Origin of the sequence: Streptacidiphilus jiangxiensis (genome assembly GCF_900109465.1) — a bacterium.
Lineage (GTDB): Bacteria > Actinomycetota > Actinomycetes > Streptomycetales > Streptomycetaceae > Streptacidiphilus > Streptacidiphilus jiangxiensis.
In genome coordinates this window covers 502,098-527,911 of sequence record NZ_FOAZ01000003.1, presented here as the reverse complement: position 1 = coordinate 527,911, position 25,814 = coordinate 502,098, and the positions used below count along the sequence as shown (strand labels likewise).

23 protein-coding genes and 4 tRNA genes are annotated in these 25,814 nt (G+C 71.6%); 12 read left to right on the top strand and 15 right to left on the bottom strand.

What is annotated here, in order from left to right:
• Window positions 1–7 precede the first annotated feature (7 nt).
• Entirely contained in the window at window positions 8–703 is a 696-nt protein-coding gene (locus tag BMY61_RS08685; protein ID WP_042453752.1) for an NAD(P)-dependent oxidoreductase, read from the top strand.
• 28 nt (window positions 704–731) lie between these two features.
• Here the strand turns inward: BMY61_RS08685 and BMY61_RS08680 are convergent, their stop codons facing one another.
• Window positions 732–1,829, bottom strand: coding sequence for an alpha/beta hydrolase (locus tag BMY61_RS08680; protein WP_042453753.1), 1,098 nt, complete (start codon window positions 1,827–1,829; stop codon window positions 732–734).
• Window positions 1,830–2,021: 192 nt separating this feature from the next.
• A complete protein-coding gene (locus BMY61_RS47490; protein WP_052439091.1) occupies window positions 2,022–2,756 on the bottom strand; it encodes a M23 family metallopeptidase in 735 nt (244 codons plus the stop codon).
• A gap of 248 nt (window positions 2,757–3,004) precedes the next feature.
• Here BMY61_RS47490 and BMY61_RS08670 point away from each other — a divergent pair, with 248 nt between their 5' ends.
• Together BMY61_RS08670 and BMY61_RS08665 are read left to right on the top strand one after the other, a co-directional pair.
• Complete coding sequence (locus BMY61_RS08670) at window positions 3,005–3,745, top strand: VIT1/CCC1 transporter family protein (RefSeq protein WP_042453754.1); 741 nt, start codon at window positions 3,005–3,007, stop codon at window positions 3,743–3,745.
• A 57-nt stretch (window positions 3,746–3,802) separates the two neighbouring features.
• Window positions 3,803–3,876: transfer RNA gene (locus BMY61_RS08665), tRNA-Asp, on the top strand.
• A 274-nt stretch (window positions 3,877–4,150) separates the two neighbouring features.
• Here BMY61_RS08665 and bldC read toward each other — a convergent pair.
• Window positions 4,151–4,357 carry a developmental transcriptional regulator BldC gene (gene bldC / locus BMY61_RS08660; protein WP_033321412.1) on the bottom strand — a complete coding sequence of 69 codons (207 nt, stop codon included), beginning with the start codon at window positions 4,355–4,357 and terminating at the stop codon, window positions 4,151–4,153.
• Between the two features lie 683 nt (window positions 4,358–5,040).
• Window positions 5,041–5,943, bottom strand: coding sequence for a DUF8083 family protein (locus BMY61_RS08655; protein WP_425314672.1), 903 nt, complete (start codon window positions 5,941–5,943; stop codon window positions 5,041–5,043).
• 250 nt (window positions 5,944–6,193) lie between these two features.
• Here BMY61_RS08655 and BMY61_RS08650 point away from each other — a divergent pair, with 250 nt between their 5' ends.
• Both BMY61_RS08650 and BMY61_RS08645 read left to right on the top strand, forming a co-directional pair.
• Complete coding sequence (locus tag BMY61_RS08650) at window positions 6,194–7,321, top strand: Glu/Leu/Phe/Val dehydrogenase dimerization domain-containing protein (RefSeq protein WP_042453756.1); 1,128 nt, start codon at window positions 6,194–6,196, stop codon at window positions 7,319–7,321.
• Between the two features lie 364 nt (window positions 7,322–7,685).
• Window positions 7,686–7,937, top strand: coding sequence for a DUF3073 domain-containing protein (locus BMY61_RS08645; protein ID WP_042453757.1), 252 nt, complete (start codon window positions 7,686–7,688; stop codon window positions 7,935–7,937).
• Window positions 7,938–8,121: 184 nt separating this feature from the next.
• Here the strand turns inward: BMY61_RS08645 and purM are convergent, their stop codons facing one another.
• The 3 genes from purM to BMY61_RS08630 form a co-directional block, all read right to left on the bottom strand.
• Window positions 8,122–9,198 (bottom strand): phosphoribosylformylglycinamidine cyclo-ligase, encoded by a 1,077-nt coding sequence (gene purM, locus BMY61_RS08640; protein WP_042453758.1) that lies wholly within the window; start codon window positions 9,196–9,198, stop codon window positions 8,122–8,124.
• A gap of 117 nt (window positions 9,199–9,315) precedes the next feature.
• Window positions 9,316–10,890, bottom strand: a complete 1,575-nt coding sequence (gene purF / locus BMY61_RS08635) for an amidophosphoribosyltransferase (RefSeq protein WP_042453759.1) — start codon at window positions 10,888–10,890, stop codon at window positions 9,316–9,318.
• Between the two features lie 90 nt (window positions 10,891–10,980).
• A complete protein-coding gene (locus BMY61_RS08630; protein ID WP_042453760.1) occupies window positions 10,981–11,784 on the bottom strand; it encodes a maleylpyruvate isomerase family mycothiol-dependent enzyme in 804 nt (267 codons plus the stop codon).
• Window positions 11,785–11,912: 128 nt separating this feature from the next.
• On the opposite strand from BMY61_RS08630, the gene BMY61_RS46020 reads away from it, so the two are divergent.
• Both BMY61_RS46020 and BMY61_RS08620 read left to right on the top strand, forming a co-directional pair.
• On the top strand, window positions 11,913–12,116 hold the full coding sequence (locus BMY61_RS46020) for a putative Ig domain-containing protein (RefSeq protein WP_075003810.1): 204 nt from the start codon (window positions 11,913–11,915) through the stop codon (window positions 12,114–12,116).
• A gap of 61 nt (window positions 12,117–12,177) precedes the next feature.
• A complete protein-coding gene (locus tag BMY61_RS08620; RefSeq protein WP_082015345.1) occupies window positions 12,178–13,098 on the top strand; it encodes a DMT family transporter in 921 nt (306 codons plus the stop codon).
• Between the two features lie 23 nt (window positions 13,099–13,121).
• Here BMY61_RS08620 and BMY61_RS08615 read toward each other — a convergent pair whose 3' ends face one another.
• The 4 genes from BMY61_RS08615 to purS form a co-directional block, all read right to left on the bottom strand.
• Window positions 13,122–13,994, bottom strand: coding sequence for an RNA polymerase sigma-70 factor (locus BMY61_RS08615; protein WP_042453763.1), 873 nt, complete (start codon window positions 13,992–13,994; stop codon window positions 13,122–13,124).
• Window positions 13,995–14,093: 99 nt separating this feature from the next.
• The gene (gene purL / locus BMY61_RS08610; protein WP_042453765.1) at window positions 14,094–16,349 is read right to left on the bottom strand and encodes a phosphoribosylformylglycinamidine synthase subunit PurL; all 2,256 of its coding nucleotides are present in this window, start codon (window positions 16,347–16,349) and stop codon (window positions 14,094–14,096) included.
• Complete coding sequence (gene purQ, locus BMY61_RS08605) at window positions 16,349–17,029, bottom strand: phosphoribosylformylglycinamidine synthase subunit PurQ (RefSeq protein ID WP_042453767.1); 681 nt, start codon at window positions 17,027–17,029, stop codon at window positions 16,349–16,351. Before purQ ends, purL begins: the two co-directional genes overlap by 1 nt.
• Window positions 17,026–17,277 (bottom strand): phosphoribosylformylglycinamidine synthase subunit PurS, encoded by a 252-nt coding sequence (gene purS / locus BMY61_RS08600; protein ID WP_042453769.1) that lies wholly within the window; start codon window positions 17,275–17,277, stop codon window positions 17,026–17,028. The genes purQ and purS overlap by 4 nt, the downstream gene beginning before the upstream one ends.
• A gap of 352 nt (window positions 17,278–17,629) precedes the next feature.
• Between purS and BMY61_RS08595 the strand changes: the two genes are divergently transcribed.
• From BMY61_RS08595 to BMY61_RS08580, 4 genes are all read left to right on the top strand, one after another.
• Entirely contained in the window at window positions 17,630–17,953 is a 324-nt protein-coding gene (locus BMY61_RS08595; RefSeq protein WP_042453772.1) for a histone-like nucleoid-structuring protein Lsr2, read from the top strand.
• 157 nt (window positions 17,954–18,110) lie between these two features.
• Window positions 18,111–18,182 (top strand) — tRNA-Gly (locus tag BMY61_RS08590).
• A gap of 95 nt (window positions 18,183–18,277) precedes the next feature.
• Window positions 18,278–18,350 (top strand) — tRNA-Gly (locus BMY61_RS08585).
• Between the two features lie 24 nt (window positions 18,351–18,374).
• Window positions 18,375–18,450, top strand: a tRNA-Gly gene (locus BMY61_RS08580).
• A 91-nt stretch (window positions 18,451–18,541) separates the two neighbouring features.
• On the opposite strand, the gene BMY61_RS08575 is transcribed toward BMY61_RS08580, so the two are convergent.
• The 4 genes from BMY61_RS08575 to purD all read right to left on the bottom strand — a co-directional run bounded on the left by BMY61_RS08575 (window position 18,542) and on the right by purD (window position 24,692).
• Window positions 18,542–19,444, bottom strand: coding sequence for a phosphoribosylaminoimidazolesuccinocarboxamide synthase (locus tag BMY61_RS08575; protein ID WP_042453774.1), 903 nt, complete (start codon window positions 19,442–19,444; stop codon window positions 18,542–18,544).
• A gap of 100 nt (window positions 19,445–19,544) precedes the next feature.
• The gene (locus BMY61_RS08570; protein ID WP_042453776.1) at window positions 19,545–21,041 is read right to left on the bottom strand and encodes a N,N-dimethylformamidase beta subunit family domain-containing protein; all 1,497 of its coding nucleotides are present in this window, start codon (window positions 21,039–21,041) and stop codon (window positions 19,545–19,547) included.
• A gap of 213 nt (window positions 21,042–21,254) precedes the next feature.
• The gene (locus BMY61_RS08565) at window positions 21,255–22,952 is read right to left on the bottom strand and encodes a hypothetical protein (RefSeq protein WP_042453778.1); all 1,698 of its coding nucleotides are present in this window, start codon (window positions 22,950–22,952) and stop codon (window positions 21,255–21,257) included.
• 483 nt (window positions 22,953–23,435) lie between these two features.
• Window positions 23,436–24,692: a phosphoribosylamine--glycine ligase gene (gene purD / locus BMY61_RS08560; protein WP_042453780.1), complete on the bottom strand. Its 1,257-nt coding sequence runs from the start codon at window positions 24,690–24,692 to the stop codon at window positions 23,436–23,438.
• Between the two features lie 323 nt (window positions 24,693–25,015).
• Between purD and BMY61_RS08555 the strand changes: the two genes are divergently transcribed.
• On the top strand, window positions 25,016–25,807 hold the full coding sequence (locus BMY61_RS08555) for an SLATT domain-containing protein (RefSeq protein WP_042453782.1): 792 nt from the start codon (window positions 25,016–25,018) through the stop codon (window positions 25,805–25,807).
• Window positions 25,808–25,814: the final 7 nt, after the last annotated feature.

The window sequence follows — 25,814 nt, the reverse complement described above, 5'->3', positions numbered from 1 at the left end:
GCCCTTCATGCGTCTCGTCGTCCTCGGCGCCACCGGTCCGACCGGTCGGGTCCTCACCGACCAGGCCCTCGCCGCCGGCCACACCGTCACCGCCGTCGCCCGCCGCGCGGACGCGCTGGCGGCCCGTCCCGGCCTCACCGCCCTCGCCGTCGACGCCACCCGGCCCGGCGCGCTCGACGCCGCCGTCGAGGGTGCCGACGCGGTGCTGTCGGCCCTGGGCGCGAAGCCGGGCCGCGCGCCGGTCTCGCTCTACTCGTCCGGGATCGCTGGCACCGTCGATGCAATGGCGCGGCACGGCGTCAAACGCCTGCTGGCGATCAGCTCCAGCGCCCTCGACCCGGCCTGGCGGCCCAGCGGGGAGTTCTTCTTCAACCACGTGCTGGACCCGTACGTGAACCGGGTCGTCGCCCGCACCGCGCACGAGGACATGCGTCGGATGGAGGCCCTGCTGATCGCCGCCGACACGTTGGAGTGGACCCTGGTGCGCCCCTCGGGTCTGTTCGACCATCCGGTCGTCACCGCCTACCGGACGGCGCCGGACAGCGCCGACGGCGTCTTCACCTCCCGCGCCGACCTCGCCGCGGCGATGCTGCGGGAGCTGGACGAGGGCGCGTTCGTGCGCGCGGCGATGGGCGTCGCCACCGTCGACACCCGGCCCGGTCTCGCCAAGCTGCTGCGCGAGGAGGTGCTGCGCAAGCGCTGAGGGTTCACCCCGCCCGACCCGTGGGGGCTCAGCCCAGGCGCGCGGAGAGCCAGATCAGGGCGTCGGGCAGCATCGTGCGCCAGACGTCGGTGGTGTGACCGCCGAACCGGACCGTCAGCAACTGGTTGGGGCCCGGCGTGTGCAGCACCGAGAGCAGCGCCTTGGCGGCCGGGACGGTGCCGGGGTCCTGGAGGCTGCCGGCCGCGAGAACGGCGATGTCCGGCTGGTGCTTCTCCTGCTTGAGCAGCAGGAAGGGGTTGTTGGCCTTGTCCAGGGCCGGGTTGCTGGTCACCAGCGGGGAGTCGGGGGCGTTGTAGCCGGAGAGGCTCACCGCGGCGTGGTACCGGCCGGGGTGCTGGACGGTCAGATTGACGGCGCAGTAGCCGCCCGCCGAGTAGCCCATGATCCCCCAGTGGCGCGGGCCCTTGGCGGTGCGGAAGTTGGCCGCGATCAGGTCCGGGACGTCCTTGTCGAGCCAGGTCGCGGTCCGGGCTCCGCCCGGCCCCGGCACGTCCGCGCAGCCCGGGTCCACGCCGCCGGGTATGACGTTCAGCTTGGCCGCCACCAGGATCACCGGCTTGACCTTGCCGGCGGCCATCAGCGGCTCGATCGTGTTCTGCACCTTCATCGACCCGAACCACGCCTGCGGCGTGCCGGGGGTGCCGGGCAGCAGCTCCACGACGGGGAAGGAGGTGTGCGCGTAGGCCGGGTCGTCGTACTGCGGCGGCAGCCACACGTAGAGGCTGCCGGTGATCCCCGACGCCGGCCCGTGGGCCACGGTGGTCTTCACGCCCGGGAGGTAGGTCTTGAAGGTCAGCTTCTCGCCCGCCGGGCCGCTGATACCGGTGGCGGAGCCACCGCCCTGGTCGGTCGCGGTGGCGGACTGGTTCGCGTCCTCGCCGAAGAGGTCCTGCCAACTCTCGTAGAACGGGCCCATGGTGTTGTTCACGTAGACCAGCACCACGACGACGGCGGCGACCTGGCTGAACATCGTCGCGCCCATGCGTCCGGCGAACCGCAGCGGGCGCGGCCCGGGTATGCGGTTCCAGACGACGGCCAGCAGGACCATCGCCGCGAGCATCACCACCAGGGTGACGACGAAGAACGGCGTGCCGGTGAGGCTCATGGTCGGTCCCTGCTCCGTGGCTGCGTGCGTGTGCTCGCGTGGCTCGCCGTGTCCACGCCCAGCGCAGCCTACCTGGGGGATCACTGGGTGTTTCCTGCGTGCTCGGAAACTCTTGTCGACTTCTTCACCAAGAATCCGGCGAGTTTGCACTCGTATTGATCGGATTTGACAGCTAATGACCGTGTTTCGGGGTCAGAATCGGCAGCCGTGAGACCGCAGGTACGGCAGCGGGTCGACGACCGCGCCGTAGTGGTTCTGCGTCCGGATCTCGAAGTGCAGGTGCGGCCCGCGGGCATGCCCCGACTCCCCCGAGAGCCCCAGCCGCTGTCCGGCGTCGACGTGGTCGCCGGTGTGCACGTCGAGGTGGGACATGTGCGCGTACAGGGCGAAGTGGCCGTCGGGCAGCCGCAGCACGATCCAGTTGCCGTACGCGCCACCCCACCCCGCGACCTCGACGACGGCGTCGGCGACGGCCAGCAGCGGGGTGCCGGTGAACACGGCGAAGTCCACACCCGTGTGGTACCCGGCCGCGTACTCGGTGTCGGGAACCCCGAAGACCTGACTGATCGCGGCACCGGGCGCCGGGCTGAACCAGCCGGCCTCCCCACAGGGACCGGCGTCCACCGGCGGGGCGGGAGCGGCGGAGGCCGGGACGGACACCGGCCACGCGGCGGCGACCGCCGGGAGCGGCCCCGGCACGAGCCGCAGACGCCCGCGCCCGGCCACGACCGCCCCACCCGCGCCGACCGCGCCGAAGCGCGCGAGCACCGCGTCCTGCGCGAGCCTGGGCACGCGCGACGCACTCGCCGGAACAAGCGCCTGCGCGGAGCCGAGCGCGGCGGGGAGCAGCGCGCCCACCCCGACGGTCAGCGCGGCGCCCCAACCGGTGCGTGAGGAGATCCTCGCGGGATCCAGCAGCTGTGCCACGCCCCACGTCTACCGGGCCCCCGCCCGGGGAGCCAAAGCGCCGCCACTCGTTCGGCGCAGCGCATGCCCGCAGGCGGCCGGTTGCAGCGACCCTCTGGGGCGGAGGAACTGCGCGAGGCACTGCGCGAGCAACCCTCCGGAGGCGGATGCCCTGCGCGCTCGGGATCTGACCGCACCGGTTGGGTTGTCGCGCAGTTCCTCGCGCCACTGGAGGTGCCTTCCGGGCGAAAGTGGAAAAGACTGCGAGCGTGAGCAACGATCAGCAGCCCCCTGCGGGACCGGGCGGGGCCCACTCGGGCGAGCCGCATCATCAGGGGGATCTCGGGGCGCGGCTGAACTGGCTGCGGGCCGGCGTGCTCGGGGCGAACGACGGCGTGGTGTCGACCGCAGGTCTCGTCGTGGGCGTCGCGGGAGCCGCGGGGTCGGCGAGCGAGCTGCTGACGGCCGGCCTGGCCGGCCTGCTCGCGGGATCCCTGTCGATGGCCGCGGGCGAGTACGTCTCCGTCAGCACCCAGCGGGACTCCGAGCAGGCCGCGCTGGAGATGGAGCGCCGCGAGCTCGCCAGGACCCCGGACGCGGAACTGGAGGAGCTGACGGGGCTCTACATGGCCAAGGGGCTGGACCGCGAGCTCGCACACGAGGTCGCGGTCCAGCTGACCGCCCACGACGCGCTGGCCGCACACGCCGAGACGGAGCTGGGCATCGACCCGGAGGAGCTGACGAACCCGTGGCACGCCGCCTGGGCCTCGTTCCTCGCCTTCACCGTGGGCGCGATGCTGCCGCTGTTGGCGATCGTGCTGCCGCCCGCGGACGCCCGGGTGCCGGTGACGGTCGCGGCGGTGATCGCCGCGCTCGTCGTGTGCGGGTGGCTGAGTGCGCGCCTGGGGAAGGCACGGATCGCGCCGGCGGTGATCCGGAACGTCGCGGGCGGCTCGCTCGCCATGGCGATCACCTACGCCGCAGGCGTCCTGCTCAACGCCGCGCGCTGACTCGAAGGGCGATTCGACCGCGCCCGCCAGGATGCAGTAGAGTCTGTCTCGCAGCGAGGCCTCGTGGAGCAGTTGGTTAGCTCGCCACCCTGTCAAGGTGGAGGTCGCGGGTTCAAGTCCCGTCGAGGTCGCTTTGCATGATCAGCCCGGATCCGCTCGGATCCGGGCTGATCTGTTTGCGCCGCCATTGGACGCGGCGCGCACGAGGCCGCACGAGGCGCCTGCAACGGGTGTGACGCGAGTCACTTAACTTTTCTTGATCCCTGCTCACGTTCGGGGCGTCCGAGCGACCGCTCATTTTATATATACAATTGCACATGTAGAAAAGCTAATTCCGGAAAACAAAAAGAACTGCATCGGACCCGGCGGAGTCCGATGCAGTTCAAAGCTGTACTCGAAGCCCTCTCAGGCCTCCGTGCGCTGCTGCGGAATACCCGCAAGCAGGGCGCGCACCTCCGCCTCGCGGTAGCGGCGGTGACCCCCCAGCGTCCGGATCGAGGTGAGCTTGCCAGCCTTGGCCCAGCGAGTGACCGTCTTCGGGTCAACGCGGAACATGGTGGCGACCTCGGCCGGCGTCAGCAGGGGTTCGGCATCAGGGGTACGAGCGGTCATGAGCGGCCTCCTCGGGAGAACCGAACCAACACGGTTCTTTCCTAGAAATTCTGCACCTTGGTGTGCGATGTCCGAAATGGCCACCGGCTACCAAGTCGGTAATAGGACGAACGGCTTGTCCTTGGCACTACAACTACACCATCCGTCCAGTCCAATCAGCCAAACCGGGGGAATTGACCCCTCAGGGGCCAAGCTCCACGGATGACGATGGACCATGCCATAACGGACAGTCACCGCAAAGCGACCCCCAGTTACGGCATCAGGAACCCCCGCTTCCCCCGCGAAGGCCCTCAATGTCCGCAGATCCACTCTTACGTGGGCAGAGTGGGTCCGCAGTGAGGCTGGTTGTCCTATTTTGACACCCAGTGCGACCTTCGCGTCAACGGTGAGTCACGTCACGTTGATGGGGGATTGACCCGATCTGGGACCTAGGTCCCATGTGGAGACGGGATAAGCGCCCCTGTGACGTCTGAGGAGATGGTGCCACGCATGTCCGACTGGTCCGTCGGCCGTCCATGGCGTGATCGGTCGTGGCGGATCTCCGCCAGGGCTGGACGCGCGTAGACCCATCCGTCGTCGCCGACCCGCCTCTGAGCTGTGCTGATGCTGTGACCATTGGCCGTGGTGACAGGCCGCTGGACGGCCCCGCCGGGCCGCGTGAGACGGGTGCGGGGGCTCCCGTCTCAGTTCGCGAACTGGAGCTCCTGGACCCGGCGCCAGCGCTCGGTGAGCGCCCGGTAGTAGCGCCCGGCCCGGACCGGGTCGCCCTCGCGCAACGCGGCCACGCCCTCGGCCACCTCCTCCGCGGACCGGTCCGCGACCAGCCGCTGCTCCGGGATCGCGTGCACCAGGCCGCCGTAGTCCAGCTCCACCAGCGAGCGCGGGTGGAACTCCTCCAGCCAGCGGCCGACCTCCTCGACGCCGTCGACCAGCGGGCCGGCGTCCAGGGTCTCGCGCAGCACCCGGAAGCCGCGGGCAACCCGGCGCCGGGCCTGGGCCATCGGCGTCCGGTAGCGCAGCACCGGCGCGGAGCTCCGCTTCACGCCGGTGCTCTCCTCCCGCGCGTCGGCCGAGGACCCGGGTCCGTCACCGTCCTCGTGCCCGGGGGCCTCGACCACACCCTCGACCTCGGTCTCCGTCCCGGCGGGGATGTACTCGCGCTCCTCCTCCGCGAAGAGCAGGAACCAGCGCACCGGGATGCTCCAGGTGCTGGTGAGGATCCACGGGCGGCCGTCGGGGTGCTGGGCGCGCCAGCGGTCCCAGTCCGACTCGGCCTGCGCCCGCACCACCGGCGGTACGACCGCGTCCAGCAGCGACGGCGGCAGCTCGTCCGTCAGCTCCGACAGGGCCAGCCAACTGCGCAGCCGGGTCCGCCAGGGGCAGAGGTAGAGGACGCCGTCGGCCTCGTGCACGAAGGCGTCGCGGCTCTCCTGCTCGGGCACGGCCAGGGGCGGCACCGCGGTCAGATCGGCCAGCCGGGCCCGGTGCTCGTCGACGGCACCGAGCCGCGGGCCCTCGGCGGCGTAGCTCTGCCAGTACGAGCGTTCCGGCTCCGCGAAGGCGGCCAGGGGCTCGTAGACGCGCAAGTAGGCGGCATAGGGAGGATGTACCGAGGTCCGCAGCGTAGGCACCTTGGCATCGTCGCATGCCGGACGCCCCCGGCGCCCCGGAAGCCCCGGGTCCGCTCCCGCCGGGGCCGCCCGTGGCCTGCCCGACCCGCCGTGCCGGGTCCGCCTGCTGGGACCCCGTACCGCGCGACGTCGCGGCGGACCTACGCTTCACACAGAACGTCCGCACCACAGACAGCGGACGCACGTCGACAATGGAGTCACCACCGTGACCGATGTCAGTGAGCGTTCCGGCGTACTCAGCCGGATCTTCGCGACAGACCCCAATGCGGCGCCCGGCGACAGCCATGAGCAGGTCGTCCTGTGCCACGACCGCGACACCGGCCTGAAGGCCGTCATCGCGATCCACTCCACCGCTCTGGGCCCCGCCCTCGGCGGAACCCGGTTCCACCCCTACGCGACCGAGGAGGAGGCCGTCCAGGACGCCCTCAACCTCTCGCGTGGCATGTCCTACAAGAACGCCATGGCCGGCCTCGACCTGGGCGGCGGCAAGGCCGTCATCATCGGCGACCCGACCAAGATCAAGACTGAGGCACTGCTGCGCGCCTACGGCCGCTTCGTGCAGTCGCTGAACGGCCGCTACGTGACGGCCTGCGACGTGGGCACCTACGTCGCCGACATGGACGTCATCGCCCGCGAGTGCGACTTCGTCACCGGCCGCTCCCCCGAGTACGGCGGCGCCGGCGACTCCTCGGTCCTCACCTCCTTCGGCGTCTTCCAGGGCATGCGCGCCGCCGCGCAGCACAAGTGGGGCTCCCCCTCCCTCGAGGGTCGCCGGGTCGGCGTGGCGGGCATCGGCAAGGTCGGCCACTACCTGGTCGAGCACCTGATCGAGGACGGCGCGCAGGTCGTCATCACGGACGTGCGCGAGGACGCGGTCAACCGCGTGCGCGCCGCGCACCCGGGCGTCGAGGTCGCCGCCGACACCGACGCGCTGATCCGCGCGAACCTGGACGTCTACGCCCCCTGCGCGCTCGGTGGCGCGCTGAACGACGAGACCGTCCCCGCGCTGACCGCGAAGATCGTCGCCGGTGCCGCCAACAACCAGCTGGCGCACCCCGGCGTGGAGAAGGACCTGGCGGACCGCGGCATCCTCTACGCGCCCGACTACGTGATCAACGCCGGTGGCGTGATCCAGGTGGCGGACGAGATCGAGGGCTTCAACTTCGACCGGGCCAAGGCCAAGGCCTCGAAGATCTTCGACACCACCCTGGAGATCTTCGCCCTCGCCGACTCGGACGGCGTCCCGCCGGCCGTCGCCGCGGACCGCCTCGCCGAGCGTCGGATGGCCGAGGTCGGCCGCCTCCGGACGATCCTCCTGCCGCGCTCGCGTTAGGACCGACAGCTCCCCCACAGCTCCGCGCAGGGCCCCCGGACGGGAACGGCGTTCTCACCTGACGCCCCCGTCCGGGGGATACCCCTTGCCCGTACGGGGGATAATCGTGTCGGAACGGTCACTTGGGACGCGCGGCCCAAGGCGCCTTCCATGCCCCTTTTTGTGGCCTTGACCTGCATCAATATGGTCACAACCCGGGGTGGCATGCGCCACGTCGCACAGGCGGCGTACCGTACGGCGCTGGAAGCAGGTACCGTTGTTGCTCTAAGGACCGGCTCTCTCATCTTCGGCGAGGAGCCGTTCCGAATCATGAACGCGTGACAAGACTCGGGGCCAAGGGCTCCGTCGTTGAGGGGGTCGAGCCATGGGGCGCGGCCGGGCCAAGGCCAAGCAGACAAAGGTCGCCCGCCAGCTGAAGTACAACAGCGGCGGCTTCGACGCGTCACGCCTGGCTAATGAGCTGGGCGTGTCGGACACGAGCGACACGGTCAATCCGGAACCGTTCGAGGACGACGAGGACGAGGACGACGATCCTTACGCCTCGTACGCACAGCTGTACAACGACGTGGACGACGACGAGGACGTTGACGAGAGTCCCTCGCGCAAACGAGCCTGACGTCACCACACCCTGAATACGACGAAGCCGATCCAGCGAAGCTGGGTCGGCCCTTCGTCGTTGGTTCAGTTGCACCTCAGGGGCGCGAGGAACGGCGCGACAAGCCACCTGTGCGGATGGTCCTGAACGTTCAGGGCCATCCGCACGCGGTGGTTCCTCGCGCCGTTCCTCGCGCCCCTGAGGGTTACGCGTACGCGCCGTACAGCGCGGCGCCCTCAGCCTTGGCGTAGTCGCCCGCACGGTCGACGATGTCGCCCAGGATCCAGGCCTCCACGTCGCGGTCCTCCAGGACCGCCAGGACGGCGTCCACGGACTCCTGCGGGACGACGGCGACCATGCCGATGCCCATGTTGAGCGTCTTCTCGATCTCCAGCGTCTCCATGCGGCCCACCTCGGCCACCGTCTGGAACACCGGCATCGGCGTCCACGTGCCGCGGTCCAGGCGCGCGTGCAGGTGGCTCGGGATGACGCGGGCCAGGTTGGCCGCCAGGCCGCCGCCGGTGACGTGGGAGAAGGCGTGGATCTCGGCGGCGCGGGTCAGCGCCAGACAGTCCAGCGAGTAGATCCGGGTGGGCTCCAGCAGCTCCTCGCCGAGGGTGCGGCCGAACTCCGGGACCTCCCGGTCCAGCTGCCAGCCGGCTTCCTTCAGCAGGACGTGCCGGACCAGCGAGTAGCCGTTGCTGTGCAGACCGGACGCCGCCATCGCGATGACCACGTCGCCGGCGCGCACGCGCTCCGCGCCCAGCAGCCGGTCCGCCTCGACCACGCCGGTGCCCGCGCCCGCCACGTCGTACTCGTCCGGGCCGAGCAGGCCCGGGTGCTCGGCGGTCTCGCCGCCGACCAGGGCGCAGCCGGCGAGCGCGCAGCCCTCGGCGATGCCCTTGACGATCTGCGCGACCCGCTCCGGGTGGACCTTGCCGACGCAGATGTAGTCCGTCATGAACAGCGGCTCGGCGCCGCAGACGACCAGGTCGTCGACGACCATGCCGACCAGGTCGTGGCCGATCGTGTCGTGCTTGTCCATGGCCGCGGCCAGGGCCACCTTGGTGCCCACGCCGTCCGTGGCCGTGGCCAGCAGCGGGCGGTCGTAGCGCTTGAACGCGCTGGCGTCGAAGAGGCCGGCGAAGCCCCCGAGGCCGCCCACGACCTCGGGGCGGGTGGCCTTGGCCACCCACTTCTTCATCATCTCGACGGCCAGGTCCCCGGCCTCGATGGAGACGCCGGCGGCGGCGTAGGTGGCACCGGTGGACTGGTCAGACACGGGACGGCCCTTTCGGGTCACGGGAGGTGCGGCGCGAAGCGCCTGGAACAAGGGTGGCGGCGGGATGGGGGTCCCCCCGGCCGGAGGCTGGGGGAGGGTGGGAGGAAGCCTGGGGGCTCACGGACGCCGCAGGGCGTCCGCCGCGCCGGGGCCGCCGAGCAGCGTCTGCACGCCGTCGACGTCCGAGCGGTTGCCGCGGGTGGCCGGGGGCTGCTTGGCGGCGGAGATCTCCGCCTCCAGCAGGTGCTTGCCCAGCAGCTCCGGGTCGGGCAGCTCGACGGGGTACTCCCCGTCGAAGCACGCCCGGCAGAGCCGGTCCTTGGGCTGGTCCGTGGCGGCGATCATGCCGTCGATGGAGATGTAGGCGAGCGAGTCGGCGCCCAGCGAGGCGGCGATCTCGTCGACGGACAGGCCGTTGGCGATCAGCTCCGCGCGGGTGGCGAAGTCGATGCCGTAGAAGCAGGGCCACTTGACCGGCGGCGAGGAGATCCGGATGTGGACCTCGGCCGCACCGGCCTCGCGCAGCATCCGGACCAGGGCGCGCTGGGTGTTGCCGCGGACGATCGAGTCGTCCACGACGACCAGCCGCTTGCCGCGGATGACGTCCTTCAGCGGGTTCAGCTTGAGCCGGATGCCGAGCTGGCGGATGGTCTGGTTGGGCTGGATGAAGGTCCGGCCCACGTAGGCGTTCTTGACCAGGCCGGAGCCGAACGGGATGCCGCTGGCCTCGGCGTAGCCGATCGCGGCCGGGGTGCCGGACTCCGGGGTCGCTATCACCAGGTCGGCCTCGACCGGGGCCTCCTTGGCCAGCGTGCGGCCCATCTCCACGCGGGAGAGGTGCACGTTGCGGCCGGCGATGGTGGTGTCCGGGCGGGCCAGGTAGACGTACTCGAAGACGCAGCCCTTGGGCGCGGCCTCGGCGAAGCGGGAGGTGCGCAGGCCGTTCTCGTCGACGGCGATGAGCTCACCCGGCTCGACCTCGCGGATGAAGGAGGCGCCGACGATGTCCAGGGCGGCGGTCTCCGACGCGACGACCCAGCCGCGCTCCAGGCGGCCCAGCACCAGCGGGCGGATGCCCTGCGGGTCGCGGGCGGCGTAGAGGGTCTGCTCGTCCATGAAGACCAGCGAGAAGGCGCCCTTGACGTTCGGCAGGACCTGGCGGGCCGTCTCCTCGATGGAGAGGTCCGGCTGGCCCGCGAGCAGCGCGGTGAGCAGGTCCGTGTCGTTGGTGACGGCGGCGCGGCCGGAGCGGGAGACGTGCTCCTCGCCGGGCAGCTCGGCGACCAGCTGGGCCAGCTCGGCAGTGTTGACCAGGTTGCCGTTGTGGCCGAGCGCGAGGCTGCCGTGGGCGGTCGCCCGGAAGGTCGGCTGCGCGTTCTCCCACACCGAGGAACCGGTGGTGGAGTAGCGGCAGTGGCCGACCGCGATGTGGCCCTGGAGGGAGTTGAGAGAGGTCTCGTCGAAGACCTGCGACACGAGACCCATGTCCTTGTAGACCAGGATCTGCGAGCCGTTGCTCACCGCGATTCCCGCGGACTCCTGTCCGCGGTGCTGCAGGGCGTAGAGCGCGAAGTAAGTGAGCTTGGAAACCTCTTCGCCGGGGGCCCAGACGCCGAAGACGCCGCAGGCGTCCTGCGGGCCCTTCTCGCCGGGGAGGAGGTCATGGCTGAGTCGTCCGTCACCGCGTGGCACGTCATCGAGTCTAGGGCAGGTCGACACGCCGGGCCGAACGGCGAAGATCGCCGACCGCCGGGAAGGCCCGTGGACGCGCGTAGATCGACCTCAGGCCATCACTGGCAGTAGCGAGGACAGATCACTGCGCTCACCACTGGCCGTGAGTTCCGCCACGTCCACAGCGTTCGCCCAGGTCAGACGGCCGGTGGCGAGGCGGATCCAGGGCAGCGGGGAGGTCTCGACGACGTTCGGCGGCGTGCCGCGCGTGTGCCGTGGCCCCTCGACGCACTGGACCACCGCGAACGGCGGGATCCGCAGCTCGACCGAGCCTCCCGGCGCCTTGGCGGCGAGCGCGTCGGCGAGCACCCGGCAGGCGGAGGCGAGGGCGTGCCGGTCATGGGGGAAGGCATCGAGGGAGAGCGCGTCGGCGAGGTCGTCGGCGTGGACGACGGTCTCGACCAGGCGGGTGACCAGGTAGTCGTCCAGGAGCATGGCGCCCCGGCGGTGCACGATCCGCGTCCCGGGGTCGTGGTCGGCGTCGAGCACCACCAGCGCGGCGTCCGAGGCCTGCGCGTAGGCCGTGCGGACGTCCCCGAGCGCGGCGGCCCGCTCGACCGCGTCCTGCTCGATCGCGCCGGCGGAGCCGGCCGTCCCGGCAGCCCAGTCCGCGATGGTGGACAGGGCCCGCCCGTCGTCGGGCGCCGCGAGGAACCGCGGCACCGCGTCGAGCGCGCCCGCGAGGTGGGCCACGAGATGGCGCACCCGCCAGTCCCCGAGCCGCGTCGGCAGCTCCAGCCGCGCGTCGTCGAGCCCGGCCACCACCTCCCCGATCGCCCGCGCCTGCGCACGCAGCGCGGCACGGGACTTGAGCCGGTCGTAGGTGCGGGCGCGGGAACGCGGAGCTGGCGGCATGTCAGCAGCCTACTGACGGGCGCGGACAGCGTGATCGGAAAGCCCTGTCGTCGACCGCGCCGATCCGGGAGGGTGCCGCCTCGATCCACCTACGGCTCGGCGCGCACGACTCGGCCGACCCACATCCGGTGACCGTCAGCGTCAAGGGGCTGCCCGCGGGGCTGACCCTGCGCGGCTCCGGCCTGGTCCAGGGTCGGCCCAGCCGGCTCGGGGTCCACCGGGTGACGGTGACCGCCAGGGATCCCTGGGTGCTGCGGCGAGCACCACCTTCACCTGTAGGTGATCCGGCGCTGGCCGCGGCCCGCACCGGGCGGAGGCTGTTGGCGGGATGACAGTAGTGAGATGGCGGTTTACCGCTTGTCCCGACCCTGTGGCCGCCGGAACCCTTGAAGCGTGACCACGCAGAGCACCACCTCGCCCCTCGCCGCCGACTCCCCCGCCGTCTCCGCCAGATCCGCCCGCCTCGCGGCCGTCGCGGCGGGGGTGACGGTCGTGCTGTGGGCCTCCGCCTTCGTCGGGATCCGCTCGGCGGGGCACGACCTGTCGGCGGGGCCGCTGACCCTGCTGCGGCTCGCCGTCGGGGCCGCCGCGCTGGGCGCGATGGTGCTGGTGCGGCGGGACGCGTGGCCCGCGCGGCGCGATCTGCCGCGCATCGTGCTCATCGGCGTGCTGTGGTTCGGCGCCTACAACCTGATGCTGAACACCGCCGAGCGCCGGGTGGACGCCGGGACGGCCTCGATGCTGGTCAACGTGAGCCCGATCCTGATCGCGGTGATCGCGGGCGTGGCCCTGAAGGAGGGGCTGCCGAGGTCGCTGCTGCTCGGCGTGGCCGTCTCCTTCACCGGCGTGCTGGTGATCGGCTTCGGCTCGGCCCAGCACGGTCACACGGACTGGCTGGGCGCGGCCTTCTGCGTCGGCTCCGCCGTCGTCTACTCGATCTCGGTGATCCTGCAGAAGCCCCTGCTCAGCCGGGCCTCCGCGCTCCCGGTGACATTCCTGGCCTGCGTCGTCGGCCTGATCGTCTCCCTGCCCTTCGCCCCGCAGCTCGCCCACGAGCTGCCCAGGGCGCACACCTCCGCCGTCGTCTGGACCGTGTACCTGGGCCTGATGCCGACCGCCGTCGCCTTCACCACCTGGGGCTACGCGCTGGCCCGCACCAAGGCGGGCAAGCTCGGCGCGACCACCTACCTCGTCCCGCCGATCTCGATCCTGCTCGGCTGGCTGATGCTCGGTGAGACGCCGACCTGGGTGGCCGTCGGCGGCGGCGTGCTCTGCCTCGGCGGCGTGGCCGTCGCCCGCTTCACCCGACGCTGAGTGGTGGCGGTGGTGTCGAGCCGCTACGGCGCCGTGACGTGGCGGAGCTTGTCCGGGTTGCGGACCAGGCGGATCTCCGCGATCGCGCCGGTCTCGTCCAGCTCCATCGTCACCACGTCGTCGGCCACCCCGGCCGAGGTGAACAGCAGGCCGAACCTGCCGTTGACGTCGACCTCGTGGATCCCGAGGTCCGGGATCGGGGTCTGCAGCACGCCGAGGATCCAGCGGGCCACCTTGTCGGCGCCGTGCAGCGGGCGCAGCGCAGCGCGAACCTTGCCGCCGCCGTCGGACCAGGCGATGACCTCGGGGGCGAGCAGCTCCATCATCCGGTTCAGGTCACCGCCGACGCAGGCCGCGAGGAACTCCTCCGTCACGGCCTTCCGCTGCGCCACGGGGGCGTCGTAGCGGGGACGCCGCTCCTGCACGTGGGAGCGGGCACGGCTGCCGACCTGACGGACCGCCGCCTCGGAGCGGTCCAGCATGCCGCCGATCTCCGCGTAGGAGAACCCGAAGACCTCCTTGAGCAGGAAGACCGCCCGCTCCAGCGGCGAGAGCGTCTCCAGCACCACGAGCATGGCCAGGGAGACCGTCTCCGCCTGCTCGACGTCGCCGCTGGCGTCGGGCGCGGTCACCAGCGGCTCGGGGAGCCACGGACCGACGTAGGACTCGCGCTGCACGGCCGCCGACTGCAGCCTGTTGAGCGAGAGGTTGGTGACCGTCCGGGCGAGATAGGCACGCGGCCGGTCGATCCGGTCGACGTCGACCGTGCTCCACTTCAGCCAGGCGTCCTGCACGATGTCCTCGGCGTCGGCCACGCTGCTGAGCATGCGGTAGGCGATGCCGAAGAGCGTGGGACGGTGTTCCTCGAAGGTCGTCAGAACGGCGCTGTCGGTCACGTCTTCGAAGGTATCGGGTATCGCGGACGTCGCCGCGCGGAACGTGACACGGGCCCGGTCGCAGTGATGCGGCCGGGCCCGTGACGTGATGCCGGGGTCCTACGCGAGCAGCGCCTCGATCACGCCGGTGTTCGCCTCACGGAGCTCGGCGAGCGGCAGGGTGAACTGGCCCTGGAGCTCGACGACATCGCCGTCGACGACACCGATGCGGGTGGCCGGGAGGCCCCGGACGCCGCACATCTCGGTGAAGCGGAGCTCCTCGCTGCGCGGCACGGAGACGATCGCGCGGCCGGCCGACTCGGAGAAGAGGAACACGAACGGGTCGAGCCCGTCCGGGACGATCAGGCGCAGACCCTGGCCGCCCTTGAGCGCGCTCTCCACCGCGGCCTGGATCAGGCCGCCGTCGGAGAGGTCGTGCGCCGCGTCGATCATTCCGTCGCGCGAGGCGGCGATCAGGATCTCGGCGAGCAGCTTCTCGCGGTCGAGGTCCAGCTTCGGCGGCAGGCCGCCGAGGTGGTCGTGGGCCACCTGCGCCCACGCCGAACCGCCCAGCTCGTCCTCGGTGGTGCCGAGGAGGTAGACCAGCTGGCCCTCCTCCGCGAACGCCATCGGGGTGCGGCGGGTGACGTCGTCGATCACACCGAGCACCGCCACGACCGGCGTCGGGTGGATCGCCTCGGCGCCCGTCTGGTTGTAGAGCGAGACGTTGCCGCCGGTGACCGGGGTGCCCAGCGTCAGGCAGCCGTCCGCGAGACCACGGGTGGCCTCGGCGAACTGCCACATGACCTCCGGGTCCTCCGGGGAGCCGAAGTTGAGGCAGTCGGAGACGGCCAGCGGCTTGGCACCGGTCGCGGCGACGTTGCGGTAGGCCTCGGCCAGCGCCAGCTGCGAACCGGTGTACGGGTCGAGCTTGGTGTAGCGGCCGTTGCCGTCCGTCGCGATCGCGACGCCCAGGTTGGTGGACTCGTCGACGCGGATCATGCCGGAGTCCTCCGGCATGGCCAGCACGGTGTTGCCGAGCACGAAGCGGTCGTACTGGCTGGTGATCCAGCTCTTGTCGGCCTGGTTGACCGAGCCGACCAGCTGCAGCACGGCAGCGCGCAGCTCGTCGCCCGTGGCCGGACGCGCGAGGCGCTCGGCGGTCGGGGCGTCGGCCTGCAGGGCGTCCTGCCAGGACGGGCGGTGGTACGGGCGCTCGTAGACCGGGCCGTCGTGGGCGACGGTGCGCGGGTCCACGTCGACGATCTTCTCGCCGTGCCAGAAGATCTCCAGACGGTCGCCGTCGGTGACCTCACCGATGACGGTCGCGGTGACGTCCCACTTCTCGCAGATCGCGAGGAAGGCGTCGATCTTCTCGGGCTCGACGACGGCGCACATGCGCTCCTGCGACTCGCTCATGAGGATCTCCTCAGGAGTGAGCGTCGCGTCGCGCAGCGGGACGTCGTCCAGGTCGCAGCGCATGCCGCCGGAGCCGTTGGAGGCGAGCTCGCTGGTGGCGCAGGAGAGACCGGCCGCACCGAGGTCCTGGATGCCGACGACGAGCTGCGCCCGGAAGGCCTCCAGGGTGCACTCGATCAGCAGCTTCTCCTGGAACGGGTCGCCGACCTGCACCGCGGGACGCTTGGTGGGCGTGCCGCCCTCGAAGGTCTCCGAGGCCAGGATCGAGGCGCCGCCGATGCCGTCGCCGCCGGTGCGGGCACCGTAGAGGACGACCTTGTTGCCGGCGCCGGACGCCTTGGCCAGGTGGATGTCCTCGTGCTTCATGACGCCCACGGCAAGGGCGTTGACCAGCGGGTTGCCCTGGTAGCAGGCGTCGAAGACGACCTCGCCACCGATGTTCGGCAGGCCCAGGCAGTTGCCGTAGCCGCCGATGCCGGCGACGACGCCGGGCAGCACGCGCTTGGTGTCCGGGTGGTCCGGCGCGCCGAAGCGCAGCGGGTCCATCACGGCGACCGGGCGGGCACCCATGGAGATGATGTCGCGGACGATGCCGCCGACGCCGGTGGCCGCGCCCTGGTAGGGCTCGACGTACGACGGGTGGTTGTGCGACTCGATCTTGAAGGTGACCGCGTAGCCCTGGCCCACGTCGACGACGCCGGCGTTCTCGCCGATGCCGACGAGCATGGCGTCGGACTGCGGGGCCTTCTCGCCGAACTGGCGCAGGTGCACCTTGCTCGACTTGTAGGAGCAGTGCTCGGACCACATCACCGAGTACATGGCCAGCTCGGCGCCGGTGGGACGACGACCCAGGATCTCGCGGATCTTGAGGTACTCGTCCTCCTTGAGACCCAGCGCGGCCCAGGGGAGCTCGACGTCGGGCGTCTCGGTGGCGTTCTTGACGGTGTCGAGAGTCATTACGCGTTCACCAGCCGCTTGATGATCGAGGTGAAGAAGCCGGTGCCGTCGGTGCCGCCGGTGCCGATCAGCGGCTCGACCGCGTGCTCCGGGTGCGGCATCAGGCCGACGACGTTGCCGGCGGCGTTGGTGATGCCGGCGATGTCGTCGATCGAACCGTTGGGGTTGCCGTCCAGGTAGCGGAAGACGACCCGGCCCTCGGCCTCCAGCTCGTCGATGGTGCGGCGGTCCGCGGTGAACCGGCCGTCCATGTTCTTGAGCGGGATCATGATCTCCTGGCCCTGCGCGTAGTCGCTGGTCCAGGCGGTCGTGTTGTTCTCGACCCGCAGCTTCTGGTCCTTGCAGACGAAGTGCAGGTGGTTGTTGCGGAGCATCGCGCCCGGCAGCAGGTGCGACTCGGTCAGCACCTGGAAGCCGTTGCAGATGCCGAGGACCGGCATGCCGGCCTTGGCCTGCTCGATGATCGTCTCCATCACCGGCGAGAAGCGCGAGATGGCGCCGGCCCGCAGGTAGTCGCCGTAGGAGAAGCCGCCCGGCAGGACCACGGCGTCGACCTGGTGCAGGTCCGTGTCGCGGTGCCAGAGCGCGACCGGCTCGGCGCCGGCCAGCTTCACCGCGCGCAGGGCGTCACGGTCGTCGAGACTGCCGGGGAAGGTGACGACGCCGACGCGGGCGGTCACTGTCCCTCCTCGACGCGGACCACGAAGTCCTCGATCACGGTGTTGGCGAGGAAGGTCTCGGCTGCCTGGTGGATGCGGGCGAGCGCGGCCTCGTCGACCGGACCCTCCACCTCCAGCTCGAAACGCTTGCCCTGACGGACGTCGGCGATCCCCTCGAAGCCCAGCCGCGGCAGTGCGCGCTGCACCGCCTGGCCCTGCGGGTCGAGGATCTCGGGCTTGAGCATGACGTCGACCACGACGCGTGCCACTGGTACTCCCGGTGATAAGTGGTGCGGGGAGTTCCCAGCCTACCGGGGCCAAAATGCGATCTTGGAGACTCATCCAGCGTGACGCGCGTAGATCTGGCGATCGTGCGGAGGTTCACACAAGACGGGCTCCCACGGCTCCGCCCCACGGATCGACGACGCATCGGCGACACGCCTGCCGAAAATGCACGATTCTGAGGTTTCGCACCGGTATCGACGCGGTACCGAAACGACACGAAAATAGAAGCAGAAAAACTTGCCTCTTCGATTCCGGGGGGTCGGCGGGGCAGAATGGCAACGCCGGTCGCGACCAGCACCTGCGGTCGCACGGCAAAGCCCGAGAGGATTGGCTTCCATGGCTCAGCGCGTTGTGGTCACGCTCTCCGACGATCTGGACGGAGGGATCGCCGAGGAAACGGTCTCGTTCGCTCTCGACGGAAAGTCGTACGAGATCGACCTGTCCGCCGAGAACGCGGAAAAACTCCGTACCGCGCTCGCCCCGTACGTGCAGGCGGGCCGCAAGCAGGCCCGCGGTGCCCTGAAGGCCGCCCCGCGCCGCACCGAGATCGCCCCCGACCCGGCGACGGTCCGCGCCTGGGCGCAGTCGCGTGGAATCGACCTGCCGGCTCGCGGTCGACTGCCGAAGCACGTCTACGAGGCGTTCGCGCAGGCAAGCTGAGAACTCCCCGAACCCCGTCCGCCGATCTCGACTTTCGGAACAATACGGACATTCCGCCCCGCCATGGTGATCACGGCCCGCGAGATGGGCTAGTGTTCTTCTCAGCGGAACGCACTGCGGACGGCGCCGAAAGGCACAGGTCAGCGGGGCGGCTCTCGCAGGTGTAGCTCAGTAGCAGAGCGTCCCTCTTCCAGGGGGAAGGCACAGTGTGCGATCCCTGTCACCTGCTCTCATCCGCTCGATCTCACCAAAAGGGTGGCGAAAGCACCCTCGAGGATGGGGTAGAGTGGAGAACACGCCGAGGCCCACGGGTCCCGGAGTACTGCGGACGTGGCTCAGTTGGTAGAGCATCACCTTGCCAAGGTGAGGGTCGCGAGTTCGAATCTCGTCGTCCGCTCTCAATCTCATAACCTCATATCGTGCGGACGTGGCTCAGTTGGTAGAGCATCACCTTGCCAAGGTGAGGGTCGCGAGTTCGAATCTCGTCGTCCGCTCCAGCAGGAAGGGCACCTCGAATGAGGTGCCCTTCTTCGTTTTTCCGATCGACCCCGAAGGTGCGGGGAACCGGAGTTCCCCGCACCCGTGACGTCAGCTCCAGGTGAGACCGGTGAGGCGCTCGTACGCCTCGATGTAGCGAGCCTGGACGCGGTCGACGACCGCGGCGGGCAGGGCCGGCGGCGGGGTCTCGGACTTCGGGTCCCAGCCGGACTCCGGCGACTTCAGCCAGTCGCGGATGATCTGCTTGTCGAAGGACGGCTGCGCCCGACCCGGCTCCCACTGGTCGGCCGGCCAGAAGCGGGAGGAGTCCGGGGTCAGCACCTCGTCGCCGATGACCAGCGTCTCGTTCTCGTCCAGGCCGAACTCGAACTTCGTGTCCGCCAGGATGATCCCGCGCTCGCGGGCGATGTCCCGGGCCCGGCCGTAGACGGCCAGAGTCGTCTGCCGCAGCTGGGCCGCCGTCTCCGCGCCGACGCGGCGGGCGACCTCCTCGTAGGGGACGTTCTCGTCGTGCTCGCCGACCTCGGCCTTGAGGGCCGGGGTGAAGATCGGCGCAGGCAGCTCGGAGCCGTCGACCAGGCCCTCGGGCAGCGTGATCCCGCAGACCGTGCGGTGCTCGTCGTACTCCAGCAGGCCGGAGCCGGTGAGGTAACCACGGGCGACGCACTCCACCGGCAGCATCGTCAGGCTGCGGCAGATCAGCGTGCGGCCCTCCCAGTCGGCGGGGGCGCCGGCCGGGACCTCGGTCGAGACGACGTGGTTGGGCACCAGGTCGGCGAGGCGCTCGAACCACCACAGCGACAGCTTGGTGAGGACCTTGCCCTTGCCGGGGATGTCCGTCGGCAGCACCCAGTCGAAGGCGGAGGTGCGGTCACTGGCGACCATCACCAGCTGACCGGCCTCGTCGCGATAGAGATCGCGCACCTTTCCGGTGTGCAGATGGATCAGGCCGGGCACCTGCACCGGCTCGGGCTTCTCGACAAATCCGCTCAAGGTGTTTCCTCGGGACTCAGGGCTCTCACGGGTGGGTGGCGCACCGAGTCTTTCACGGACGCGCACGTGCGGATCGGGTGCACCGTGCTCGCAGCCCTGCTCAGTGCACCTTGCAGATACGATCCAGCAGGTTGGCCGTGGCCCGCTGGATGCGCTCGTCCATGTGGCCGGGCCGGTCCAGCGCGGGCGACCAGGCGAAGGTGCCGCTGGCGAAGACGTAGGCGCCACTGGGTGCGCGGTAGAGCGAGGTCTCCTGGTGACGGGCGGCGCCCTTCGCGTCCCGGTAGGGCGAGTGCGCGAGCAGCACCCGCTCCGACGACTCCGGCAGCGGAACGCGCGGGTAGTAGCGGTCCGACTCCCCGGCCACCAGGCCCGGCAGGGCGTCGCCGTCCTGCAGACCGGTGCCCTCCCACAGCCAGTGGTCGGTGTTGTGGACGATCATCGGCACCGGCTCGGGCACCCGGCCCGAGTACTGGATGCCCAGCACCTGCTGCTCCGGGTCCCCCAGCTCGCGCCAGAGCACGCTGGGCGGCGCGTCGGCCTGGCGCTTGGTGCAGGTGAGCAGCCGGTCCGGCTGGCCGTCGGGGCCCGGGTGGAGCTGGACCTGCCAGTACATGGTGTTGGCGGAGAGGAAGACCAGCGAGGTGCCGCCGTCCCGGGCCCGCTCGACGGCCCGGCGCATGGGCGCGGACCAGTACTCGTCGTGGCCGGGGAAGACCAGGCCGCGGTAGCGGGTCGGGTCGATCCGGCCCGCGTGCAGGTCGGTGGCGTTGGCATAGGCGATGTCGTAGCCGTAGCGCTCGGCCCAGCGGATGAAGTCGTAGGCGTGGCCGATGTGCAGCGGCAGGCCAGCGCCCGCGTACGGGCGGTCGAAGGAGACGGTGGTGGCCGCCTCCGGCTCCCCCAGCAGCTCGCCCTTCTCGCTCCACGCGTGGTAGAGGCTGGCGCCGGTGCGGCCGTCCTCCGGGTAGAGGTTGTAGGCCTGCCAGGTCACGTCCGGCAGGAGCAGCAGCAGGTCGGCCGCGCGCCCGGCCCGGACCGTGAACGGGATGTGGCTGCGGTGCCGGTTGTCGGCGGTGGTGAGCACGGCGACGTGCGCCCCCGGTGTCCAGTGGCTGGGGATCTGCAGCCGCCAGGACATCCACCAGTGGTGGCAGGAGACGGTGCGCCCGGCCACCAGCGGTGCGGGCTGCACCAGGCCGGAGACACGGGGGCTCGCCGCGACGTGCCGGGCCCCGGCGCCGCCGTAGTGGCCGATCCGGTAGACGTCGACGGTGAACTCCTGCGGCGGGTTGACGCTGACCCGCAGGTCGAGCGAGCCGCCGAGGTCGGTGGCTCCCGCCGCGAACCCCTTGATCTGCCCGCCGACGTCGTCCGAGGTGCGCGGGCGGCCGAGGACCGGCCGCGGCTGCGGCTCCTGCGCCCGCCGGGCACCCGGCAGCAGCGCCGGGTCGACGTACCAGGGCACCATCAGGCCGGTGTCGTCGAAGTACTGATCCGCGCCGCGGAGCCAGGGCAACGGGCCCTGCCCGAACGGGTCGGTCACGCCGTGTGCGAGCGCGCCGGACTCCCAGCGGCGGGTCTGCTCTGCACCCACTGCCCCCGACCCCCTCCTGGGACCTGCTGCTGACGTACCGTCATCCTGGTGCTACCGAACTGCCGTCCGGGGTTCCGTTACGGTGCGCGTCCGGGATCTCACCGGACGTGCATCACCATCGTAAGCACTGGCACGTCATCGCAGCAGGGGTCGGTTTCGGCATTGACGCTCTGTCACTTTTCAGCCGTCGGTGATTCGCGGCTCCCGGGGTGCTCACCGCAGCCTCGCCGGGCGGTCGGACGGGTCCACGCGGATGCCGAGCTCCTCCAGCCAGGCACGCAGCGGCTGCGCGTCGCCGTGCTCCGCCGCGAGCGCGACCGGGGCCCCCAGGTCCGTCCGGCGCGCTCCGTCGACCAGGAGCACGGGCCCGTCCAGCCAGTCCAGGCCCGGCTCGGCCCGGCCGGAGGCGACGGCCGCGCGGCAGACCAGCGCGTGCAGGCCGTCCCCGAGCGCGTCCCGACCGCTGCGCGCCCCGACGGTCGCGGCCCCGGTGGACGCGGCCCCGGTGGACGCGGCGGCGGTGGAGGCGGCTGCCGTGCTGCGCTGGGCCTGCTGGTCCAGCCGGGCGCCGAGCGCCTCGGCTCCCGGGCGGCCGCCGGAGCCGCCGTGGCCGCCCAGGGCCCGCAGTGCCGCGCCGAGCGCGGCGACCGGCTCGGCCTCCTCCGGCAGTCGCAGCGCGCCCAGCAGGGTGGCGGACTGGGCGCGCCACTGGCCGAGCACGACCTGCTCGGGGTAGTCCGTCCAGTCGAGCGTCGGGCTCCCGTGGCTCGGGCCGCCGTCCGCGGCCGTCGACGGAGCGGGCCCCTGGACGGAGACGGGCTGGACGGACGCGGACTGGACGGAGACGGGCTGGGCCGTGACGAGCTGGGTTGCGGTCGGCGCGGGCGGGCCGACGTAGAGGAGCCGGGCCGCCAGCAGCGATGCGGCCTCGTCAATCCGACCGGGCTCCTCGAGCAGGTCGCACGCCGGGCGTTCGCCGAGACGGGTCTCGAAGCCGTCGGCCGCCAGGCGGTCGCGCCGGGACAACTCGGTCAGCGCCGAGACCACCCCGGCGTTGAGCCGGTTCGGGACCCGCCCCAGCCGCCAGGCGGGCAGCGCCACCCTGGTCAGCAGCCGGTCCCAGCCCGCGTAGGCTAGGCCGACCTGCTCCTGGGCGACGATCCGTTGCCCGTAGTCGACCTGCCGGGCCCGCTCGGACGCCCAGGCCGCGACGGCGCGCTCCATCTCGGCGGCGTGCGTCCGCGAGCGGCGCAGCAGCCAGCGAGCGGGTATGGAGGCCCAGGCACCGCGCCGCCCCTGATGGGCGGCGAGGACCGCGTCGAGCCCGTGGGTGAACCGCCGGGCGGCGGAGATCTCCGGATCCATCGCGCAGGCCGCTCCCGCGACGACGGGCGCGAGCAGCGCCCGCAGCTCCGCCACCCGCATCCACCACAGGAACGGCGAGCCGACGACGAGAGTGGGCGAGGCGGGCTCGCGGCCGCCGGGGGCCGTCTCGTCCTCCAGCCAGCTGTCGCAGTCGGGCGTCAGCGCAACGGCGCCGGGCGCCGGCACCTCCATCCGCCCGGCGAGGTCCCGCACCAAGCGGTAGAGCTCGGGCGCGTCCCGCTCGGTGAGGGGCACGTTCGGCGTCCGGTGCGGGCGCGCGCGCCGCAGCGCCGCGGCGAAGGCCGCGGCCCAGCCCAGGGTGAGCAGCGCGAGGGCCAGGACCGCCCAGCGGGCCGCGTCCCAACCCCCCGCGTCCGGCGCGCCGGACGCACCGAGGTGCCCGGTGAGCCGCCCCGCCGCGAGCACGGCACCGACGGCCGCCGGCACGGCGGCCGCGGCGAGCGCGTACCCGCGCAGGCGCAGGATCGCTCCGGCGCGGGCGGCCGCGGCGTCCGCGACCGCGTCGTTCGCTGCATCTCCTCGCATGGATCGGTTCACCCCCTGCCGCCTACGGAAACCGACGCCTCTGGCTTTCGCACGTGTTTCGCCCCTGTCCGGTCCGACGCACGAGCGCGGCCCGGTGTTCCTGCCGCGGTCGGGAACCACTCGGATCGGTGATTCCCTGTGGACCGCAGCTTCCCCCCTCGGCAGGGTGGTGCACCTGCCCAGCACCTGCGTGCTCCGCCAGGGAGCGCGCCGGTGCTGGGCACGATACGTCCGGGGGCGGGGATACGTCAGCCGGTTGCCCTCCCGATCACCCGAAGGAATGTGCGGGTACGGCAAACGCTGCGGAGGCGCGGCAAATCTGCTTCCGTCGAATCGATTGGTCCGTGCGAGGACGGCAAACGCCAGGGGCGCGGGGAGCTGCGCGACAGGCCACCGTGTGTGGTCAGTCGCTCGGCGAGCAGCGCCATCCGCATGTCGGTGGTTGCCCGCGCAGTTCCTCGCGCCCCTGGAGGGTCGTGCAACTTACTCCGCGTTCGCCGCCTTGGCTGCGATGTCGCTGCGGTGGTGGCTGCCGCGGAGCGTGATGCGGTCGACCGCGCCGTAGGCGCGGGTGCGGGCCTCGGCGAGGTTGTCGCCGGTGGCCGTGACGGAGAGGACGCGGCCGCCTGCGGACAGGACGGTCTCGCCGTCGTCCGCGAGGCGGGTGCCCGCGTGGAGCACGTAGGCGGTGCCGTCGGCGGCTTCGGCCTCGGCGAGGCCGGTGATCGGGTCGCCGGAGACCGGCGCGGCCGGGTAGCCCTCGGAGGCGATGACGACGGTGACCGCCGCGCCCTCGCTCCACCGCAGCGCGGGGAAGTCCGCCAGGTGGCCCGTCGCCGCGGCGTACAGCAGGCCGTTCAGCGGCGTCTTCAGGCGGGCGAGGACGACCTGCGTCTCCGGGTCGCCGAAGCGGGCGTTGAACTCGATGACCCGCACACCGCGCGACGTGATCGCCAAGCCGGCGTAGAGCAGGCCGGAGAAGGGCGTGCCGCGGCGTCGCAGCTCGTCGACGGTCGGCTGGAGGACGGTGTCGAAGACCTCGTCGACCAGCTTCGGGTCGGCCCACGGCAGCGGGGAGTACGCGCCCATGCCGCCGGTGTTCGGGCCCGCGTCGTCGTCGCCGACGCGCTTGAAGTCCTGGGCGGGCTGCAGCGGCACGACGGTGGTGCCGTCGGTGACGGCGAAGAGGGAGACCTCGGGGCCGTCGAGGTACTCCTCGATGACCACCCGGTCGCAGCCGGCGGCGTGGTCGATCGCGGCCTGGAGGTCGTCGGTCACGACGACGCCCTTGCCCGCGGCGAGGCCGTCGTCCTTGACGACGTACGGCGCGCCGAAGGCGTCCAGCGCCTCGGCGACCTCCTCCGGCGTGGTGCAGACGTAGGAGCGCGCGGTGGGTACGCCGGCCGCGGCCATGACGTCCTTCGCGAACGCCTTGCTGCCTTCCAGCTGGGCGGCCTCGCGGCCGGGGCCGAAGACGGGGATGCCGCGCTCGCGCACGGCGTCGGCGACGCCGGCGACGAGGGGGGCCTCCGGGCCGACGATGACGAACTCCGCGCCGAGCTCGACCGCGAGGTCGGCCACGGCCGGACCGTCGAGCTGGTCGACCGGGTGGAGCCGGGCCACCGCCGCGATGCCGGCGTTGCCGGGCGCGCAGTGCAGGGAGGTGACTTCGGGATCGAGCGAGAGCGCTCGGCACAGGGCGTGTTCGCGGGCGCCGCCGCCGATGACAAGGACCTTCACAGCTCCAGAGCCTAGTGCCTGGCCCCGGCGGGGGCCGCCGAGGCCCGCAGAGCGAGCAGTCGAACCCGTTCAGTCACGGCGAAAGCGACATTTAGCAACAATTCGACCAGTGGTCAGATCGGCTCCCCGAAAGCACCCACTCGTAGGGGTGAGATTTGAATCGGCCGCGGAAGGCCGGATACAGCGGCCCACTTGCGAAACCCTCACTCTTTCGCACAACAATCCGGCTCGAACCGCCACCACGGTCAGCCATTTGGCGGTAAGAAATAGCTCTTGGAAGCCAGCAGGGCCGAAGGACCGGCCGAAGGACAGGGAGTTCCACGGTGAGCCAGCCGGAGATGCAGCCCGAGGAGACCCCCTGGGGCAAGGAGCCCGGGGCTGAGGACACCTCAGCCACCGCCGCTCCGGCCGTGCCCGCGCCCCGCAAGGCGCGCCCCGGTCGGGATCTGAGCGTGCGGCAGTTCCCGCTGGGCGACTGGGGTGAGCCCGCCGAGCGCCTTGAGGAGCTCTACCGCTGGTCGGAGGAGCGCGCGGTCGAGGCCATCGACTGGTACCACCGCGACCGCCGCTGGAAGCGGCGCGGCGCGCGGTTCCTGCGCGTGGTCGCCACCCTCCTCGGCATCGGCGGCGCCGTCCTGCCTCTGGTGGCGCTGACCGGCGTGTGGAAGGCCGGGCAGGACTGGGGCTACGTGCTGCTGCTGCTCGCCGGCTGCTGTCTGGTCGCCGACCGCGTCTTCGGCTTCACCAGCGGCTGGATGCGGAACATCTCCACCGCGCAGGCGCTGCAGCGCCGGCTGGAGGCGTTCCAGTTCGACTGGGCCTCGGAGTGCGTCCGCGAGGTGCTCGGCCCGACCGAGGGCACGGCCAGCGAGGCGGCCGAGCGCTGCCTCGGTGTGCTGCGGCGCTTCTGCGAGGACATCTCGGACATGGTCCGCACCGAGACCTCCGAGTGGATGCTGGAGTTCCGCGCGTCGATGACCCAGCTCCCCACCCAGGCCGCGGGCACCTGGGGCGGCCGCGCCGAGGGCACGGGCGCCCAGGTCCGCGTCCTGCCCAGCGTCGGCAGCCGCCCGACCATGCCGCGCCAGCGCCCGCCGGAGTCCCCGCTGCGCTGAGAGGGCA

Excerpts from the sequence above, each read along its gene's own strand:
- BMY61_RS08680 (WP_042453753.1), bottom strand. The coding sequence starts at position 1,829 with ATGAGCCTCACCGGCACGCCGTTCTTCGTCGTCACCCTGGTGGTGATG.
- BMY61_RS08565 (WP_042453778.1), bottom strand. The coding sequence starts at position 22,952 with ATGCGAGGAGATGCAGCGAACGACGCGGTCGCGGACGCCGCGGCCGCC.
- bldC (WP_033321412.1), bottom strand. The coding sequence starts at position 4,357 with ATGACCGCTCGTACCCCTGATGCCGAACCCCTGCTGACGCCGGCCGAG.
- BMY61_RS08630 (WP_042453760.1), bottom strand. The coding sequence starts at position 11,784 with ATGCCGCCAGCTCCGCGTTCCCGCGCCCGCACCTACGACCGGCTCAAG.
- BMY61_RS08685 (WP_042453752.1), top strand. The coding sequence starts at position 8 with ATGCGTCTCGTCGTCCTCGGCGCCACCGGTCCGACCGGTCGGGTCCTC.
- BMY61_RS08595 (WP_042453772.1), top strand. The coding sequence starts at position 17,630 with ATGGCTCAGCGCGTTGTGGTCACGCTCTCCGACGATCTGGACGGAGGG.
- BMY61_RS08645 (WP_042453757.1), top strand. The coding sequence starts at position 7,686 with ATGGGGCGCGGCCGGGCCAAGGCCAAGCAGACAAAGGTCGCCCGCCAG.
- purL (WP_042453765.1), bottom strand. The coding sequence starts at position 16,349 with ATGACTCTCGACACCGTCAAGAACGCCACCGAGACGCCCGACGTCGAG.